Below are 17,877 nucleotides of genomic sequence, written 5' to 3'. Positions count from 1 at the left end.
GAAAAAGTAAGGATAATTTCACGTTTTTAACCAAAATAAGAGTGTGCTTCAGGGTAATCTACCGTCTGAATATGACGACTATATGTTTTGGCGGAAAAAATGGAAACGCCTGAGCGTAAAAAAACGTGCATGGCAGGCTTCGATTACGGGGCGACGCCGGTGAGTCGCTTCGCTAGTTCGCTCCGGGTGAGTGCTTTTGAAAAATACCATCCCTGGATCAGGGCATCGGGATATCTGTCCGCAATGAAGCGATATTGAATTTCATTTTCCACGCCCTCGAAAACAAGGGTTTTATTCAACTTCGCAAGGGCATCGCTGAAGATAACAAAGATGTTTTGCTTATAATGCTCGCTGACGCCATCCACCAGCGACTTATCAATTTTAATTTCATCATATTCAAGCTGCGACAGCCGGGCCAGGTTTGAATTTTGCACGCCAAAATCATCGATTGAAATTTTAACGCCAAGCGACTTCAGTTCCTGACAGAACTCCTCGAGGATACCCGCCGCGGAAACGGCTTTCTCAGAAAGCTCGACCTTCATCAGGGAAAGGGGGAGGCGATTGGCTAAGCACTCGCGACGCAAAATGTTAATAAACTGTCCGTCTTCAATTTCTTTTCGCCCAACGTTGATTGAAACGATCAGCTGATGCTTAATCGCCAGCGGGGCAATTTCTGAAAGGGACTTCCCGATAATATTGCTGTAATATTTTTTATACAGACCGATTTTCTTAATTAATGGGATGAACAGCTCCGGCGAGACGTCTCCGTGCTTTTGATCGCGCCATCGCGACAGAACTTCGACACCCACGATTTTTTGATCGCGAATACGAATAATGGGCTGATAATTAACGCTGAAGGTATTCGTTATCACGGCTTTGATCAGCGTGCGTTCCAGCGAAAAACGGTCTTCATAGAGACGGAAGATAAATAACGTTATCGCGACCCAGATAAAAAAGAGTATGACCGCGAGAAACGTAAAGATAAACGGGGGGAGCGAGGCCAGTCCCGCATCGTGGTGTTTTACAATCACGCATAAATCCCACGAGGCGCTGCACTGTGTAATGGTCAGGGTGAACAATGTCGCATGCAGCCAGCTCCGCGGCTTCAGCTCAGGGGCGGCTGAAAAAAAGATCCGGCCAAAGTCCTTCGTGGTGGCGCTCAGAGAATAGCTTGCGGTTACCGGGGTAAATTTATCGTAAGCATAGCGGGAGGTGAAGATAATAATATTATTATAAATAGCCGCATTGCCGGTGAAAAAGTCTTTTCTGGAAAACTGCGCCAGGAGAAAACCTCTCGGCGTTTTATGCAGTTCCGCAGGAAGTGGAACGGGCGTCGCGAGTTTACCCCAAAAAGCGGTACAGACAATTTTTCCCTTTTCGATAAAACCGATATCGCTGAAATAGAGGTTATTAAGCTTTATTTGCCTGTAGCTATCAAGGCTGGCTTTATCACATCCCTGCGTCGTTATGCTTTTGAGGCCCAGCGCCACGCTTTGGGACAGATCTTCTGAATAATGTAAAAGGGTTTGGGATATTTCAAGCTGTTTGGTTTTTTGCTGGCCGATGATAACCACGTTGACCGCATAAAGAGACAGGATGACCAGAAGCGTTGAAACGATCGCAACGGCAATGCGCTTTTTCATTTTCCAGTTATCCTGTCCGCTCCCTGATTTCACAAAGCTTAACACAGCCAGGGCAAGGCACAAGCCTGATAGTCTCGTCGGGTGAGCAAATTTGAGCGGGTGAACTCATACGAAAGCATCAGTTTTTTAAGATAATTCTCAGCTAAGCTATTTTCATTGTGATAAGTAACGCCGGTTAAACCACGGGTTCTTCTTTCCGATCCTCCATGCTTGTTTATTCTATTAAGGAAAACATCGTGCGTAACGTGATGATCCCTGTTCTCAGTGCCTTGTTTCTTTTTCTGATCGGCATACTGATTATTAACTGGCAGTTATGGCAGATGGCGAAAATGAATAACGTTCATACCGCCACGGTAAGCACCCAGAAAATAGAAAGCATTCTGTCGGAAGCCGTCAGTGCGGCCAGCACGGCGAAGCGCGTTGCGGAGCAGGGCTGTAGCAGCAGCGGGCAGTTGGCGCTGGGGACAGAAGCTGCGTTAAAACCGCATCTGCGCGCCATCATGATCCAGCAGCAGGGGCAAATCATCTGTACATCCCTTCCCGGGAATGGCGTTTTGATTGTGCATCCGGAGACGTTACCTGAACAAAAATTAATGCTGCTCCCCGGTAATCGACTGGTGAACGGTATCCCGGTGCTTGTCTTCCAGATGCCCATCGCGGGAGGGCGCGTCATCGTCAGCGTCAGTGATGCGCATTTGCAGGACGTCATCGCGAACGCATCAAACAGCGTTAACCTGGGGTTGGTTGTCGGCGACAGGATGTTTACGCGCAACGGTGAGGTGACCGGCTGGAAAGCGGCCTCGTGGGCGGGGTCACTGACGACCTCTTCGCACTTCCCCTTCAGTCTGGCCTGGCAAGCGCCTGCCTTTTTTAGCCTGACGCGGCTACTGCAACAGGGATGGAGCCTGATTCTGCTGATTCTCGCGCTATCCGTGGCGGTGGGCATTTTGATCCGCCGCTACAAGGGGAAAAGTACCACCTTTGAAGACGATTTGCGTAAGGCCATTTTGCAGGGAGAGATCGTGCCTTATTACCAGCCGATCGTGAACGGCGATACCGGCGGGTTATACGGTGTTGAAGTCCTGGCAAGGTGGAAGCATCCTAAGTCAGGCTTTATCCCGCCGGACGTCTTTATCCCGATAGCTGAACGTAGCGGGTTGATTATTCCACTGACCAAAGGCTTGATGGCGAAAGTGGTCACACAGCTTAAGCCGCTCCTGCCTAAGCTGCCGGACGGGTTCCATATCGGGGTGAACATCAGCGCCAGACACATCAATGCCCCTTCTTTCATCGGTGACTGCCGAATCTTCGGCAAGGGGTTTCAGGGTAAAGCCGTGAAGCTGGTTCTTGAGGTGACCGAACGTGAACCGTTGATCGATAATCCTCATCTGGTGGAAAACCTCAACGCGCTGCATAACGCCGGTTTTGTCATAGCACTGGATGATTTTGGTACCGGGTATTCCGGGCTGTCATGTCTCAATGCGCTTGCCATAGATTATATTAAAATTGATAAAAGCTTTGTTAACCGGGTATCAGAGGAGAAGGACTCAACGATCCTGCTGGACTGCGTTATTGACCTGGCGAAAAAACTATCATTGCGGATCGTGGCCGAAGGCGTAGAAACGAAAGAGCAGCTGGAGTATCTCAACCGTAATGAGATTACCCTGCTGCAGGGTTATTATTTTGGTAAACCCGTCTCCTATATCGATTTTATTAAAGTCATTTTATCTAAGCCCAGGGAGACCGTGATGGTGTAAAACGCGGGCGTTGCTGAGCGTCAGGAATAGCGCCGGTTACCAGGCGGTGAAAAACAAAATAAAGACGAGCTTCTGTTGTATGCTTAAGTGCAATTCATTTTCCTCTTATCCTGAGCTTTGTTACAGTGACAAGAGTTGTCAGCCAGGGATATCAGGCGTGATAAGGTGGAAAAGCTCGTGCATGTGAAAAATACTTTTTACACAACAACCATTACCGTCATCATTGTCTCATTGATCATCTCGCTGGCGCTTGCTGTCCAAATTGCCACGTCCAGACAGCAGTCAATCCAGCAAATTAATACCAGCGTCGCTAACCTGAGCCATACCCTTGATGTCTATACTGAAGGGATCATGCGCCAGAGTGAAATGTTAATTACTACCGTTTCCGACATAATCGAAATTTATGGCATGACCCCGCAGCAGGCGACCAATATTCAGCACATGATCAATAATCAGGATAACCTTCTTACCCAGATTAATAATGTGGTTGTTTACAATGCTCAGGGCGATATCTTTACCGCGCTGCATGAAACTTTTACGGGGCCACGCAAAGGCTCGGACAGAGAGTTTTTTATCTATCACAAAGAAAATAAAAATCAGGCGATTTTTATTGGGGAGCCGGTGGTAAGCAGAACCAATGGCAAATGGGTTATCACCATCAGCCGTCGCCTTGAAACCCAGACCGGGGCATTTAACGGTGTGGTGGTGGTGACGCTGGGTATCGAAAATTTTCTGGCGCTCTACGGGCAGATTAATATCGGTCACTCGGGCGTCATCGGCTTAACGACGCAATCAGGCGTGTTGCTGGTCCGGTATCCCTTTAAAAATACCTATATCGGCACGATTGTTTCTGATTCACCGCTCTTCAGGAAATATCTCAAGGTACAAAATACGGGGATAGCCAGCTCCATCTCACGGTTTGATAAAATCGAGCGCATTTATGCCTATGAGAAAAACAGACGCTACGGACTGGTCACCACCGTGGCGGTTAGCATTGATGAAGCTCTTGCCCCCTGGCGCAAGCAGGCGATTCAGCTGGCGGTACTCATTTTCGTGTTCACGGCGATACTCATCGTCGCGTCATACTTCCTCTATTCCGACCTGTCCCGTAAAACACGGGATAACAAAGCGCTGAAGATTATTGCTTCAGAAGATGCGTTGACCGGGCTGTACAATCGCCGCGTCTTTGATGAAAAAATCCTCTCGGACATCGCTATGTGTGCCGCGCATGACGCACCGATTTCGATACTGATCGTGGACGTGGACTACTTCAAAAAATACAACGATAACTACGGCCATCCGGAAGGGGATCGGTGTCTGGCTATGCTTGGAAACAGCCTCAGGGAGAGCCTTACCCGTGATAATCAGCTTGTGGCGCGATACGGCGGAGAGGAGTTTGCGCTGATATTGCCGGATACGGATATTCAGGAGGCGCTTCGTCTGGCCCAGACGATTATTCGCAATGTGTTCTCGCTGCAAATCGCCCATGCCTTTAGCCCCTTCGGTCGGGTGACGGTAAGCGTCGGGATTTCTACCGCCCGTGCCGTCGACATCGCGGGCAGCCAGCAAAATATCATTATTGCCGCAGACCAGGCCCTCTATCAGGCGAAACGCGCGGGACGTAACCGGTACGCGTTTGTTGGGGTATGAGCTAAAAAAAAGCCCACTCAGGAGTGGGCAAAAAATACTGGAAGCAATGTGAGCAATGTCGTACTGAATACCTGAGTGTTTCTCTCAACTATTCAGTGTTGAGAAAGATAATCTTTCTCAATAAAAGATGCAACCCCACAGTTTATGTGGCCCGTTCTTTTTGTTGATGAAAAATGACGCACTCTCTCACTGTGATGCTTATCACAAATTTCCTTTCTGGAATCCTGTGCTATTCTTTTTTGTGTCGTTGATTTAATGACAAAAACCATACAGAGAGGAAAGTTATGGGAATTTTATCCTGGATTATCTTTGGGCTTATTGCGGGTATTCTGGCGAAGTGGATCATGCCGGGCAAAGATGGCGGTGGGTTTATCGTCACCGTAATACTGGGTATTGTCGGCGCGGTAGTCGGCGGCTGGATCAGTACGCTGTTCGGTTTTGGCAAGGTCGATGGCTTTAACTTCGGCAGTTTCGCCGTCGCGGTGATCGGTGCGCTGGTTGTTCTGTTTATCTACAGAAAGATCAAAAGCTAAGTTCTGAAAGCGTTTAAAAAGGCTGCCGGATGGCGGCCTTTTTACGTATTGGGTTTACCACCAGCCAAGCTGCGTGCCGGCAAACGCTGCAATGGCAACGATCAGCATAATGACGGTTGTCTTTCGCATTTATGCCCCCGGCGCCGCGTAGCCGCCAACAAAAAACCACGCTAAAAAAACCACCGCCGTTATAAATATAACGACCGGGAAGAGGATCCCTATTCTCATACCATCACCTGTTTCGGTTTCTGTAACGCCGTAGAGTGTACGGGGTTAATCCATAGTGAGAAAGCGTGTTTTGCTTTTTCCTTTCTTATCCTGATACATCGCCACATCCGCAGCGCGTAACGCGCTGTCAGGATCGGTTGCGGCAGGGTCCACTTCGATCACACCGAAGCTGGCGCCCGGATAAATAATATGAACGCTGCCGAGCCAGTATTCGCCGGCGATGCAGGCGCTGAGGCGCGTTTTGAGCAGCGTAAGCTGCGCGTTATCCCCGTCCAGGTGGGGCTGGCTCAGCGACGCGACCAGAAATTCATCCCCGCCCAGACGACCGATAATATCGTCCTGCTGCTTCTCTTCGGTCAAACGCTTGCCCACTTCTATCAGGAACTGGTCGCCAGCCTCGTGGCCGTAACGATCGTTAATCAGCTTGAAATCATCCAGATCGATAAACGCGATGATGGCGTTACGCTTCAGGTGCCGGGCCAGAGAAAAGAGGGTGGTCAGATCTTCAAAAATGGCGCGACGGTTAGGTAAACCGGTAAGGGCATCCGTATAGGAGTGCGCGATGAGGGCCGCATTGGCTTCGCGAAGCTGGGTCACCAGCGACTCTTTCTGAATGGACTGGGCAATCAGCCCGGCGAAGAGCTTCAGCACCTGTTCAGCGCGCTCGCTCAGCGGCTTTCTGGCCGTGCTGGTGGCGCAGAGCGTTCCGTAAAGTGAACCATCGGCAAGATGGACAGGAATACTCATGTAGGTGGTAATGCCAAGTGCTTTTGCGGCTTCACACTCGGGCCAACGTTCAGGCACATCATTGCTGAACATCGTTTCACTATCCAGCGCGCGTTTGCACAGCGTCTCATCCCATGGGACGCTCAGCCCCTCCGGGATCGTCATCTGTTTGCTGTTGCGGGCGTAGAGGATGTGCTGCAGCCGCGCCTCGATATCGACCTTTGTCAGGTAGGTCGACTCCATGTCGGTGACAATTTCCAGCATCTCCAGCAGCTGGCGAACAAGGCTTTCAAGGGATTGCTCGGTGGCAAGGGTTTCTGAAACGCGAGCGAGGATAAGGTCCGACATGACGTAGAATGACTCCCAGGCAGAAGACGTCTGCATCTGCATGTTATGCTGAGTTTTTAGGCTTCAGGCATAGTAAAACATGAATACAGAAAATTTAATATATGCAGGAAGCGGGGAGCAGGCGAGAAAAAAAGCCCCGTTGTTGAGACCGGGGCAAAGACATCTTGATTACGGAATGATGTTCTCTGGTCATATCGAGAACATGCCACACTATAGTGCTGAAAAGTGCAGTTAAAATGGAGAAATCATGGAGAACGCGACGATGACCCGTTACCCTTAGGGTGTAATGACGTCAAAAGGATCAATGAGATGAGATTTCTGCTTCTGACGCTGGCGCTTCCCCTGGCCGCCTGCACCGCAAAGACCACGCCACCCGATGCGCCGAAACCGCCGCACGTTATCGGTATGGCGAACCCGGCCTCCGTCTACTGCCTGGAGAAAGGTGGGGAACAGATCCCGGTTCAAAGCCCGCAGGGCGTTCGCACCGAGTGCAAATTACCGGGCGGGGAAGTGATCGATGAATGGACGCTCTATCGTCGCGATCATCCGCAACCCACCAGGTGACAGACGGATACTGCCTGCGATACACTTCTCTTTAGGATTAATCTTAGCCAGTTTCTGGCGTTCGTTTCCGCGAGAGAAGTATGTTTCAGCTAAAACCGGGCAGCATGGCGATGATCGTGGGTGCCCGCACGGCGTCAGGCCGTCGCAATATTGGTAAATCTGTTGAGCTGTTTGGCCTTTGCCAGCCTGGCCTGCGTTTCGTTAACCCGGTCAACGGCGTGATGACGCAATTACCGGCCACCGCAGATCGCGCGCTTTGGCTGGTGACGGGTGATGTCTACGCCTTCGATAACCAGCACGGCTTTGCGTTTGTCCGCGCCGAACATCTGATGCCGCTCACCCCGGATGATGCACCGCAAATTCTGGATGAACTGACGATCGGCTGATCACAGATGGCGCAGCCAGTCGGCTAAGACCAGGGCGTGATTTTGCTCCGTGTTTTTGGCAGCAAAGAGCAGGGTGATGGTCTGCCTGCGCGCCAGCGTCGCCAGACGCGCGCCCTCGTCAGCCTGCTGCGCCAGCTCTTCACGATAGGCCTGGCTGAAGGCGGTGAAATCAATCGTTTCGCTATGAAAGGCCTTGCGTAGTTCAGTCGAGGGCGCGAGCGCTTTACACCATTCGTCATACACGAGGTCCGTTTTCTTAACGCCGCGCGGCCACAGCCTGTCCACCAGTACCCGATAGCCGTCATCAGAGCCTGCCTGTTCGTAGACCCGTTTGCACTGAATCATGATTTCACCCTCCCAATTTAAGGTATTGTGATAATTGCAAAAGATCGGTAGTCTGAGGTTCCTTATGTTATCTGATAATACTCTGGCATAAGGAACCTTTCATGGAACACCTCCCGGTTAAAACGACGCTGCGCATTGCGCTGGTTGGCGATTACAATCCCAATGTTATTGCGCATCAGGCGATCCCGCTGGCCATTGACGACGCCGCCGCAGTGCTTGATCTCACCGCCGATTACGACTGGCTGGCCACGACGGAGCTGACAAGCTCTGAAGATCTGGTGGGCTACGATGCCATCTGGCTGGTTCCTGCCAGCCCCTACAAAAACACCGAGGCCGCTTTTATTGCCGCGCGCTACGCCCGTGAAAACAGCATCCCGTTCCTGGGCACCTGCGGCGGGTTCCAGCATGCGCTGATTGAGTATGCCCGAAACGTGCTTGGCTGGGCTGATGCGGCACACGCTGAGACGGATACCGAAGGCACCATGGTGATTGCGCCGCTGACCTGCTCGCTGGTGGAAAAAACCGATGCGATTGAACTGCGCAGGAATACATTGATTGCCAAAGCGTACGGCAAGCCGGAAATTGAAGAGGGATATCACTGTAACTATGGCGTGTCTCCAGCGTTTGCACAGGCGCTCGAAAACGGAGATATGCATGTGACGGGCTGGGACGATCAGGGTGAAATCCGTGCCGCGGAACTGGTCACGCACCCGTTCTTCGTGATCACCTTATTCCAGCACGAGCGTGCTGCGCTGGAAGGACGTCCGGTCGTGCTGGTACAGGCGATGCTGCGCGCGGCGCGCGGGTAAAAAAGGCAGACCCGAGGGTCTGCCACACTGTTTAACGGGGCGCGATCTCCCGGTCTCGCCCGGCTAAGATGCCGCAGAGGGCCATTATCACGGCGGCCAGCGCGCAGCCCAGAAGCGGGATCCGCCAGTCTCCCGCGCTATCGTGAATTTTCCCCATTAGCGGAGGGCCGCAGGCGGCGAGCAGATAGCCAATCGACTGCGCCATGCCGGACAACGCCGCCGCCTGGTGTGCAGTGCTGGCGCGCAGACCGATAAACGTCAGGCCGAGGATCATCGTTGCCCCTGTGCCAAAGCCAAACACCAGCGTCCACATCACCGCCATGCCCGGCATAAACCATAATCCCGCCGCGCTTATCGCGCACATCAGCGCCACCGCGCCTGCGATCGCCCGCTGGTCTTTCAGACGGTGGAGGATCAGCGGAACGGCAAGTCCCGGCACGGCCGTGGCCAGCTGCAACAGACCGTGCACCGAGCCAGCCTGCGCTTCGCTGTAGCCGTGGCTCAGCAGTATTGCCGGCAGCCAGCCGATGATGACGTAGTAAATCAGCGAGTTTATCCCCAAAAAGAGCGTGACCTGCCAGGCGAGGGCCGAGCGCCAGATCGCGCGGTTATGCAGCGCGCCTGCGCCCGTTACCGTTGCGACGTGTTTCTGACGCCACTGCGGCAGCCAGAGCAGCAATGCGACCAGCGGAAACGCCATCAGCATCAGCAGCGCGCCATGCCAGCCCGCACTCCCTTGTGCCAGGGGAACAATCATCGCTGAGCCAAACGCTGCCGAAACGCCCATCGTCAGGGAATAGGCGCCGGTGAGCTTCGCCACCTGGCCTGGAAAATCACGCTTAATTAATCCGGGTAACAGCACGTTCCCGAGCGCAATACCACACCCGACGATCGCCGTGCCGGTGAAAAGCAAAGCGGCGGAGGGCAGCGAGCGAACGGCAATCCCGGCGCAAATCAGCAGCAGGGCGATAAACAGGCTGCGCTCCATGCCGATACGCCGGGCAACGCCTGCGGCGAGCGGCGAGACGAGGGCGAAAGCCAGCAGGGGCAGGGTGGTCAGCAGACCGGTTTGCGCCGTGCTTAAGCCATAATCAAGACGAATGGTATCAAGCAGCGGCGCTGCGCCGGTGAAGGTGACGCGAAGCGTAGTGGCAATCATCAGGATGCCTGCAATCAACAGCGCGCCGTGTTTTCCTGAGGTGCGAATAGCAGTAGTCATTATGTTCTCATACGTTCAAGCGAGCGCACACAATACCGATTTTCTCAGCGGTTGAAATCAGGCTAAAATGACAGTTTATCGCTAATATCGGACAAACTGATGATTGGTCTGGGACTGGAAGGCTACGATCCTGATAGCCAGCACGATGCGGCCGTCGCATTTCGCATTCAGGTGGTGGCGGAGGAACAGTATATTCCCCGGCATCATCACCGTAAGGGACAGCTGATTCTGGCTCTCGGCGGCGCAATCACCTGTGAAGTGGAAAATGCGATGCTGATGGTGCCGCCTCAGTATGCCGTCTGGATCCCCGGTCAGATGCCGCACAGCAACAGGGCCACGCCGGGCGCGCAGCTCTGCTTTTTATTTATTGAGCCGGGGGCCGTCAGCCTGCCCGAGCGCTGCTGTACTCTGAAAATCTCCCCTCTGGTGCGGGAGCTGATTTTATCGCTGGCGGAAAAATCACGTGAGCAGCTCTCTCTTGCGACCACGTCGCGCCTGGTAGACGTGCTGTTTGACGAGCTGCCGCTCCAGCGTCAGGAGCATCTGCAGCTGCCCGTGTCGCCCCATCCCAAAATCAGGCTGATGAGCGAGAAGATGGCGGAAGAGCCCGCCGCCTGGCAGACGCTAACGCAGTGGGCGAGCCACTTCGCCATGAGCGAGCGCAATCTGGCGCGGCTGGTGGTGAAAGAGACCGGCTTAAGCTTTCGCCGCTGGCGCCACCAGCTGCAGCTGATTGTGGCATTACAGCACCTGATCGGCGGGAAATCGGTACAGCAGGTGGCCCAGTCACTGGGCTATGACTCGACCACCGCGTTTATCACCATGTTCAGGAAGGGACTGGGCCAGACGCCGGCGCGTTATATGGCCAGCCTGACTACGACTTCCCAATAAACAGCGAGACAAGGCCAGCCGCAATTAGCGGGCCGACCGGCACGCCGCGAAAGAGCGCCACGCCCAGCACGGTGCCCACCAGCAGACCCGCCACCAGCGAGGGCTGGCTGCTCATCAGCGTGACGCCGCGACCGCCCAGCCACGACACAAAAATCCCCACCGCGATCGCCACCAGCGATTTCCAGTTTACAAACGAGTGCAGCAGCGTTGAGGCGGGAAGGGTGCCGCTGGCAATCGGCGCCATCACCCCAATGGTTAAGATGATAATCCCGATGGTGAGGCCTTGTTTTTCTATCCACGGGAAAAAGGTATTTAACGGGGTCACGCGCACAATGATCAGCACCAGAATCGAGATGGCGACGGTAGTGTTATGGCTTATAAAGCCGAGCGCGGCGAGTGCCAGAAGAATGAGCAGAGTAGGGTCAAACATAGGGAATCCTTGCCAGAAAAATTGTTCTGTTTACTGTACGCGCAAACGCGGCAGAGAACAGGGTTAAAAAGATTTTGTCGTTGTCATAGCCTTGTCATTTACGCGGATTAAAACGAAAGCAGATATCGCAAAAGGGGTCGCCATCATGAACGATCACATGTTTGTGGAAACGCTGATTATCTCCTCATCGTTTTTCGCTATTGCCGTTATTCTCGTTGCCTCCGTGCTGTTTCTGGAACGAAAAGGCTGACAGGGCGTCAGCCATCGCAGTTACGCTTTATGGAAGGTGACGAGCTCAGGACGGGCGATGCGCAGGTAATCCTGGGTATCCATAATCACGGATTTCTCCAGCAGGCCGGCGTTAAACGCGATTTCGTCAAAGCGCTCGAACAGCAGCGGGTCGGCAACCAGTGCCAGGTCAGGATGAAAGCTAAAGGGTGGGATAGCGCCGAAAACGCAGGCGGTCAGGGCATCGACTTCGGCCGGGCTGGCGAGGGAAGCCTTTAGCCCGCCAAAATGGCTGGCAAGCTGGCTCAGGTCAGCCTGTAGGTCGGCGGCCAGAATCGCCAGAACGTGTTTTTTTACGCCGTTTCCCTTCACCTTGCAGACCAGGGCTTTGGCGCCTTGTCGCAGATCGGTTCCGCGAATTTCACTTACCGCTTCACATTTCCCGACCGCCTCATGCTCCATGACGCGAAAACGCGCGCCCTGCTCGGTAAGTAAGGTAATGAGCTGCTGGTGGGTTCCTGTTCCTATAACGTCGTCAGTCATAACGATTTTCCCGGTGATAATCCAGTATGCAGCGTTCTACATTAGCACGGGATGAACGGGGTCGAAAGAAAACAGCCAGCGGGTTCGCTGGCTGTGGGGTTATGCGTTGCTGGTAGCAGACTGCTTGTGGAACAGCTCCCTGAACACCGGATAAATGTCATCCTGGTCACGGATATGCTGCATGGCGAAATTATCGAACATCGCCTGCAGATGCTCATACTCCCGCCACAGGGTCTGGTGCGCGCGACGGGTGATTTCGATATAGCTGTAGTAACGCACGACCGGCAGAATTTTCTTCGCCAGGATCTCGTGACACAGCGGCGAGTCGTCGGCCCAGTTATCGCCATCCGACGCCTGCGCGGCATAAATATTCCACTGCGCCGGGTCGTAGCGCTCTTTGACCACTTCATCCATCAGCTTCAGCGCGCTCGAGACGATGGTGCCCCCGGTCTCCTGCGAGTAGAAGAACTCATGTTCATCCACCTCCTTCGCCTGGGTGTGGTGGCGGATATAGACTACCTCCACGTTCTTATAGGTTCTGCTCAGGAACAAATAGAGCAGGATATAAAAACGCTTCGCCATATCTTTGGTGGCCTGATCCATCGAGCCGGACACGTCCATCAGACAGAACATCACCGCCTGGCTGGAGGGCTCAGGGCGTTTTTCGTAGTTCTTGTAGCGCAGGTCGAAGGTGTCGATAAACGGTACCCGTTCGATCTTCGCCCTCAGCTCTGCAATCTCTTTACGCAGGCGCTCCTCTTCCAGCAGTTGCGCCGGTTCCGTGTTTTCTACTACCTTGAGGCTGCTCTCCAGCTCGCGCAGTTCGCGACGTTTGCCTGCCGTCATGGCCGTGCGTCGCGCCAGCGAATTCTGCAACGAACGCACGACGCTGATGTTGGCGGGCACGCCGTTGGCGGTATAACCCGCGCGGTGGGTTTTATATTCATTAAGCTGACGATGCTGATTCTTTTTCAGATTCGGCAGCGCCAGGTCTTCGAACAGCAGGTCGAGATATTCATCTTTCGAAATCTGGAAGACAAATTCGTCCTGGCCTTCACCGTCCTGGCTGGCCTGTCCCTGACCGCTTCCTGAACCACCGCCGCCGCCCTGAGGGCGCTCAATTCTGTCGTTCTGAACGAAGTGGTCATTACCTGGGTGTACGCGATGGCGCAGGCCGCCTCGCCCCTGATGAAACATCGGTTCGCTGATGTCATCGGTGGGGATGGAGACAGACTCGCCGCTGTCGACGTCGGTCACCGAGCGTTTGTTGATGGCCTCGGAGATAGACTGTTTAATTTGCGCTTTATAACGACGCAAGAAGCGCTGGCGGTTTACCGTGCTCTTGTTTTTGCCGTTAAGACGCCGGTCAATAAACCAGGTCATATACCCCCCGTACTGCATTTGCCAACTTGCATTTTGTAGGCCCGGCAGGCGCTAACCGCCGCCGGGCACTTGTTTTAAGACGATTTACGCACGCGCAGGTACCATTCGCAGAGCAGGCGGACCTGTTTGCGGGTGTAGCCTTTTTCCATCATACGGTCGACAAAATCGTCGTGTTTTTTCTGTTCATCGGTTGAGGTTTTGGCGTTAAACGAGATCACCGGCAGCAACTCTTCGGTATTGGAGAACATTTTCTTCTCAATGACCGTGCGCAGTTTCTCGTAGCTGGTCCAGTTTGGATTGCGCCCGTTGTTATGCGCTCTGGCGCGCAGGACGAAGTTCACAATCTCATTACGGAAGTCTTTCGGGTTGCTGATCCCGGCAGGCTTCTCGATTTTTTCCAGCTCCGCGTTCAGGGATTCACGGTCAAACAGCTGGCCGGTATCCGGGTCGCGGTACTCCTGATCCTGGATCCAGAAGTCAGCGTAAGTGACATAACGGTCGAAAATGTTCTGCCCGTACTCTGAATAGGATTCCAGGTAGGCCGTCTGGATCTCTTTGCCAATGAACTCGGCGTATTTCGGGATCAGGTAACCTTTCAGGAACTCAAGGTAGCGTTCAGCTTGCTCCTGCGGGAACTGTTCGCGTTCAATTTGCTGCTCCAGCACATAGAACAGATGAACCGGGTTGGCCGCCACTTCCGCATGGTCGAAGTTAAAGACGCGGGAGAGGATCTTAAACGCGAAGCGCGTGGACAGACCGTTCATCCCTTCATCGACCCCGGCGTAGTCGCGGTATTCCTGATACGATTTCGCTTTCGGATCGGTATCCTTCAGGCTCTCACCGTCATACACGCGCATTTTCGAGTAGATGCTGGAGTTTTCCGGCTCTTTCAGGCGTGAAAGGATGGAGAAGCGTGACAGCGTTTCCAGGGTGCCCGGTGCACACGGCGCATGCACCAGCTCACTGTGGTTAAGCAGTTTCTCGTAAATTTTGATCTCTTCGGAGATCCGCAGGCAGTAAGGCACCTTGACGATGTACACGCGGTCAAGGAAGGCCTCATTGTTCTTGTTATTACGGAAAGTCACCCATTCAGATTCGTTCGAGTGGGCAAGAATGATCCCGTTAAACGGCAGGGCAGAGATACCTTCCGTCCCGTTGTAGTTTCCTTCCTGAGTCGCCGTCAGCAGCGGATGCAGCACCTTGATGGGCGCTTTAAACATCTCGACGAATTCCATAATCCCCTGGTTAGCCCGGCACAGTGCACCCGAGTAACCGTAGGCATCCGGGTCGTTTTGCGCGAAGTTTTCCAGCTTGCGGATGTCGACCTTACCGACCAGCGCCGAAATATCCTGGTTGTTCTCATCACCGGGTTCCGTTTTGGCGATGGCGATCTGTTCCAGGATCGACGGCCAGACTTTCACCACGCGGAATTTGGTGATGTCGCCACCAAATTCGTGCAGGCGTTTGGCCGCCCACGGCGACATGATGGTGCCGAGGTAGCGACGCGGGATGCCGTACTCTTTATCCAGAATCTGCGCATCTTCCTGCGGATTGAACAAGCACAGCGGATGGTCATTCACCGGGCTGCGCTCGCCGTTGGCGCTCAGCACATAGATAGGCACGCGCTGCATCAGCGACTTCAGGCGTTCCGCCAGCGAGGATTTACCGCCGCCCACGGGGCCGAGTAAATAGAGGATCTGTTTCTTCTCTTCCAGACCCTGAGCGGCATGCTTCAGGTAGGAGACAATCTGTTCGATGGCATCTTCCATACCATAGAACTCTTCAAACGCCGGGTATCGGGCGACCACCCGATTCGAAAAGAGACGGGAAAGCCGGGGTTCCAGGGCAGTGTCAACCATGTTTGGCTCACCAATAGCCATTAATAGCCGTTCTGCCGCATTGGCATAGGCACTGCGATCTTGCCGACAGATGGTAAGAAACTCCTGCAGTGTGAACTCTTCGTCCTTGGCAGCTTCATAGCGCTGGCGATAGTGATCGAATATATTCATGGCATGCCGTCCTTTCGTTTTTTAGCACAGGATAAGAGCCGTTCGTATGAGTAGTGGAGGCTCCCGGAAGAGAATCTCTCGCACCTCACTGCCAGAGCAGCAACCTGTGTGCCAGGTCAGACGCTAAGAACCGCAGGTGTTCAGGAAAACTCTTCTTAAATTAAAGCGTAGATGGCATTTGCAAAACTTGCATGCCCATAAAATCTACTTTCAATGACATATCAATAACTCATCCAAAAATTTCCACTCTGGTAATAAGGCAAAAGCACGTTTTTCATTCAGTGGTCATGTAAATGAAAGCAGGTTGTCATCTGATAAGTTAAAAATAATGGGTTAATCGGACTGATTAGCAGGCAAAAAATTTTGGGATGTACGGGAATGGCGGTTACACTTCACCCGCTGATTATTTGACTACAGGAAAGAATGGATTGTGACCAAACTCAAACTTCTGGCATTAGGCATCCTTGCCGCGACCGCAGTAAGCACCGCACAGGCGGAAAGTCAGTGGACGGTTGGCGCGGGTGTTGGCGTCATTAACAGCCCGTACAAACAGTATGACCGTGATGTTTACCCTGTTCCCGTTATCACCTATGAAGGGGATAACGTCTGGTTCCGTGGGCTCGGCGGCGGCTACTATCTGTGGAACGATACGGCCGATAAGCTCTCCATCATGGCCTACTACGATCCGACGCACTTCAAGCCGGGTGACAGCGACAGCCACGCGCTTCGCCAGCTCGACAAGCGTAAAAGCTCGATGATGGCCGGCCTCTCTTATGTGCATAACACCCAGTATGGCTTCCTGCGTACGGCCCTGGCAGGCGATACGCTGGATAACAGCAACGGTTTTATCTGGGACCTGGCGTGGTTGTACCGCTATACCAACGGTGCTTTGACTCTGACCCCGGGGATTGGTGTGCAGTACAACAGCGAGAACTACAACGACTACTATTATGGCGTCTCTAAAAACGAGTCCCGTCGTAGCGGTCTGAAGAGTTACAGCGCAGATGACGGCTGGGATCCGTACCTGGAGCTGACCGCGAGCTATAACTTCCTCGGCGACTGGAGCGTGTACGGTACTGGCCGTTATGAGCGTCTGAGCGATGAAGTGAAGGATAGCCCGATGGTCGACAAGTCCTGGGCAGGCATCTTCTCTGTCGGTGTGACCTACAAGTTCTGATTGTGCACTCATAGTGTGCAATTGATGCATTAAAACGGGGCGCATGCGCCCCGTTTGCTTTAGTGTGGTGCAGCGAGATTATCGCTTAACAATGCGGATCGTCTGCCCTAAACGCGATGGCTTTTCTTCACTCGCTTTCTGCGGGGTGGTCACGCAGGCGGTTTCCACGCAGACGAACGTTTTATAACCGTCGTCAGGCACGTCGGCCATGCTGACAGACAGCGCCGGACCCGGGTTCCAGCCCACCACGTTGCTATGGTGGTGATGTACCACCTCGATGCCGCGGTTCAGGGCACCGTCGTGGATCATGCTGCATGCTTCCGGATGCAGATATACGCGGTCGGTACGGTCAGGAAACGCCTGAACGCCGTCACTCAGCTTCCCTTCTTTGGCGTTATCGACTTTGTCGATAAAGGTATCGCCAAGGCCGCTCACCTTCACTGCGCTGATGTCACCCACGTTGAAATAGGTGTGCAGGGCGGAGGTGGTTTCGAACTCGCCATGGGCTTCCAGTTCGATTTCACAGGTTTTACCCAGCTTAAAGCGGGCGTACAGGGTAAAATCGTGCGGCCAGAGGGCGCGGGTTTCGTCATTAGCCTGCAGCTCAAAGGTCAGCACGGCGCCGTTGTCGTCTTCGTTATGCGCTTTCAGGGTCCACTGCTGGTTACGGGCAAAACCGTGAGAAGGCAAACCCGGCTGTGCGGACGGGCCGAACCACGGCCAGCAGATCGGTACGCCGCCGCGAATCGCCGCCCCTTTTTTGAAAGAGGTCACATCGCTCAGCCACAATCCCTCTGCTTCACCTTCGGGTTTCCAGGAGAGCAGGTGGGCGCCGTTCAGCGCCACGGAGGCCTTAACGCGTGGATGGTCAACGACGATAACGTCAGCACCGTCAATCTGGCGGCGGGAGAGCACAGGGGTAAGTTGTTCGACTACCGGAAGTGCAAAAATTTTATTAATCATTGAGCAATCCTCTGTCTTATAAATAAAAAAGGCGACCGAAGTCGC

Annotated in this window: 19 protein-coding genes; 9 read left to right on the top strand and 10 right to left on the bottom strand. The window is 53.5% G+C overall.

What is annotated here, in order from left to right:
- Positions 1-143: 143 nt before the first annotated feature.
- A complete protein-coding gene (locus tag BFG58_RS05710) occupies positions 144-1,643 on the bottom strand; it encodes a cyclic diguanylate phosphodiesterase (RefSeq protein ID WP_069719434.1) in 1,500 nt (499 codons plus the stop codon).
- 206 nt (positions 1,644-1,849) lie between these two features.
- On the opposite strand from BFG58_RS05710, the gene BFG58_RS05705 reads away from it, so the two are divergent.
- From BFG58_RS05705 to BFG58_RS05695, 3 genes are all read left to right on the top strand, one after another.
- Positions 1,850-3,400: a cyclic diguanylate phosphodiesterase gene (locus BFG58_RS05705; protein WP_254665191.1), complete on the top strand. Its 1,551-nt coding sequence runs from the start codon at positions 1,850-1,852 to the stop codon at positions 3,398-3,400.
- Between the two features lie 177 nt (positions 3,401-3,577).
- Positions 3,578-5,050, top strand: a complete 1,473-nt coding sequence (locus BFG58_RS05700; protein WP_069719668.1) for a sensor domain-containing diguanylate cyclase — start codon at positions 3,578-3,580, stop codon at positions 5,048-5,050.
- A gap of 284 nt (positions 5,051-5,334) precedes the next feature.
- Positions 5,335-5,583, top strand: coding sequence for a GlsB/YeaQ/YmgE family stress response membrane protein (locus BFG58_RS05695; protein ID WP_008500746.1), 249 nt, complete (start codon positions 5,335-5,337; stop codon positions 5,581-5,583).
- Between the two features lie 129 nt (positions 5,584-5,712).
- Here the strand turns inward: BFG58_RS05695 and BFG58_RS23735 are convergent, their stop codons facing one another.
- Positions 5,713-5,811 carry a YoaK family small membrane protein gene (locus tag BFG58_RS23735; RefSeq protein WP_014883431.1) on the bottom strand — a complete coding sequence of 33 codons (99 nt, stop codon included), beginning with the start codon at positions 5,809-5,811 and terminating at the stop codon, positions 5,713-5,715.
- Between the two features lie 45 nt (positions 5,812-5,856).
- Positions 5,857-6,885, bottom strand: a complete 1,029-nt coding sequence (locus BFG58_RS05690; protein ID WP_069719667.1) for a sensor domain-containing diguanylate cyclase — start codon at positions 6,883-6,885, stop codon at positions 5,857-5,859.
- 309 nt (positions 6,886-7,194) lie between these two features.
- On the opposite strand from BFG58_RS05690, the gene BFG58_RS05685 reads away from it, so the two are divergent.
- Both BFG58_RS05685 and BFG58_RS05680 read left to right on the top strand, forming a co-directional pair.
- A complete protein-coding gene (locus BFG58_RS05685) occupies positions 7,195-7,449 on the top strand; it encodes a DUF333 domain-containing protein (RefSeq protein WP_045910230.1) in 255 nt (84 codons plus the stop codon).
- An 80-nt stretch (positions 7,450-7,529) separates the two neighbouring features.
- Entirely contained in the window at positions 7,530-7,835 is a 306-nt protein-coding gene (locus tag BFG58_RS05680; protein ID WP_048027499.1) for a periplasmic protein, read from the top strand.
- Here the strand turns inward: BFG58_RS05680 and BFG58_RS05675 are convergent, their stop codons facing one another.
- Positions 7,836-8,180, bottom strand: a complete 345-nt coding sequence (locus BFG58_RS05675; protein ID WP_069719433.1) for a DUF488 domain-containing protein — start codon at positions 8,178-8,180, stop codon at positions 7,836-7,838.
- 101 nt (positions 8,181-8,281) lie between these two features.
- Here BFG58_RS05675 and BFG58_RS05670 point away from each other — a divergent pair, with 101 nt between their 5' ends.
- Complete coding sequence (locus tag BFG58_RS05670; RefSeq protein WP_048222585.1) at positions 8,282-8,989, top strand: CTP synthase; 708 nt, start codon at positions 8,282-8,284, stop codon at positions 8,987-8,989.
- A gap of 31 nt (positions 8,990-9,020) precedes the next feature.
- On the opposite strand, the gene BFG58_RS05665 is transcribed toward BFG58_RS05670, so the two are convergent.
- Entirely contained in the window at positions 9,021-10,208 is a 1,188-nt protein-coding gene (locus tag BFG58_RS05665; RefSeq protein WP_048027504.1) for a CynX/NimT family MFS transporter, read from the bottom strand.
- Positions 10,209-10,307: 99 nt separating this feature from the next.
- On the opposite strand from BFG58_RS05665, the gene BFG58_RS05660 reads away from it, so the two are divergent.
- Entirely contained in the window at positions 10,308-11,099 is a 792-nt protein-coding gene (locus BFG58_RS05660) for a helix-turn-helix transcriptional regulator (protein WP_045910235.1), read from the top strand.
- Here the strand turns inward: BFG58_RS05660 and BFG58_RS05655 are convergent.
- Positions 11,083-11,529, bottom strand: a complete 447-nt coding sequence (locus BFG58_RS05655; RefSeq protein ID WP_008500737.1) for a DUF441 domain-containing protein — start codon at positions 11,527-11,529, stop codon at positions 11,083-11,085. The two genes, BFG58_RS05660 and BFG58_RS05655, sit on opposite strands and share 17 nt — an antisense overlap.
- Before the next feature lie 145 nt (positions 11,530-11,674).
- On the opposite strand from BFG58_RS05655, the gene yoaI reads away from it, so the two are divergent.
- Positions 11,675-11,779 (top strand): small membrane protein YoaI, encoded by a 105-nt coding sequence (gene yoaI, locus BFG58_RS23730; protein WP_010430055.1) that lies wholly within the window; start codon positions 11,675-11,677, stop codon positions 11,777-11,779.
- Between the two features lie 20 nt (positions 11,780-11,799).
- Here yoaI and BFG58_RS05650 read toward each other — a convergent pair whose 3' ends face one another.
- The 3 genes from BFG58_RS05650 to yeaG all read right to left on the bottom strand — a co-directional run bounded on the left by BFG58_RS05650 (position 11,800) and on the right by yeaG (position 15,692).
- Positions 11,800-12,300, bottom strand: a complete 501-nt coding sequence (locus BFG58_RS05650) for a YbaK/prolyl-tRNA synthetase associated domain-containing protein (protein WP_008500735.1) — start codon at positions 12,298-12,300, stop codon at positions 11,800-11,802.
- 99 nt (positions 12,301-12,399) lie between these two features.
- The gene (locus BFG58_RS05645; RefSeq protein WP_032651499.1) at positions 12,400-13,683 is read right to left on the bottom strand and encodes a YeaH/YhbH family protein; all 1,284 of its coding nucleotides are present in this window, start codon (positions 13,681-13,683) and stop codon (positions 12,400-12,402) included.
- 74 nt (positions 13,684-13,757) lie between these two features.
- Entirely contained in the window at positions 13,758-15,692 is a 1,935-nt protein-coding gene (gene yeaG, locus BFG58_RS05640; protein WP_008500713.1) for a protein kinase YeaG, read from the bottom strand.
- Positions 15,693-16,122: 430 nt separating this feature from the next.
- On the opposite strand from yeaG, the gene BFG58_RS05635 reads away from it, so the two are divergent.
- Positions 16,123-16,869: a MipA/OmpV family protein gene (locus BFG58_RS05635; protein ID WP_045910236.1), complete on the top strand. Its 747-nt coding sequence runs from the start codon at positions 16,123-16,125 to the stop codon at positions 16,867-16,869.
- 78 nt (positions 16,870-16,947) lie between these two features.
- Here BFG58_RS05635 and BFG58_RS05630 read toward each other — a convergent pair whose 3' ends face one another.
- Positions 16,948-17,832, bottom strand: a complete 885-nt coding sequence (locus BFG58_RS05630) for a D-hexose-6-phosphate mutarotase (RefSeq protein ID WP_063621400.1) — start codon at positions 17,830-17,832, stop codon at positions 16,948-16,950.
- Positions 17,833-17,877 lie beyond the last annotated feature (45 nt).

The organism is Enterobacter sp. ku-bf2 (assembly GCF_001742765.1).
In the GTDB taxonomy this organism is placed as follows: domain Bacteria; phylum Pseudomonadota; class Gammaproteobacteria; order Enterobacterales; family Enterobacteriaceae; genus Enterobacter; species Enterobacter quasiroggenkampii.
This window is presented reverse-complemented; position numbering and strand designations above follow the sequence as displayed.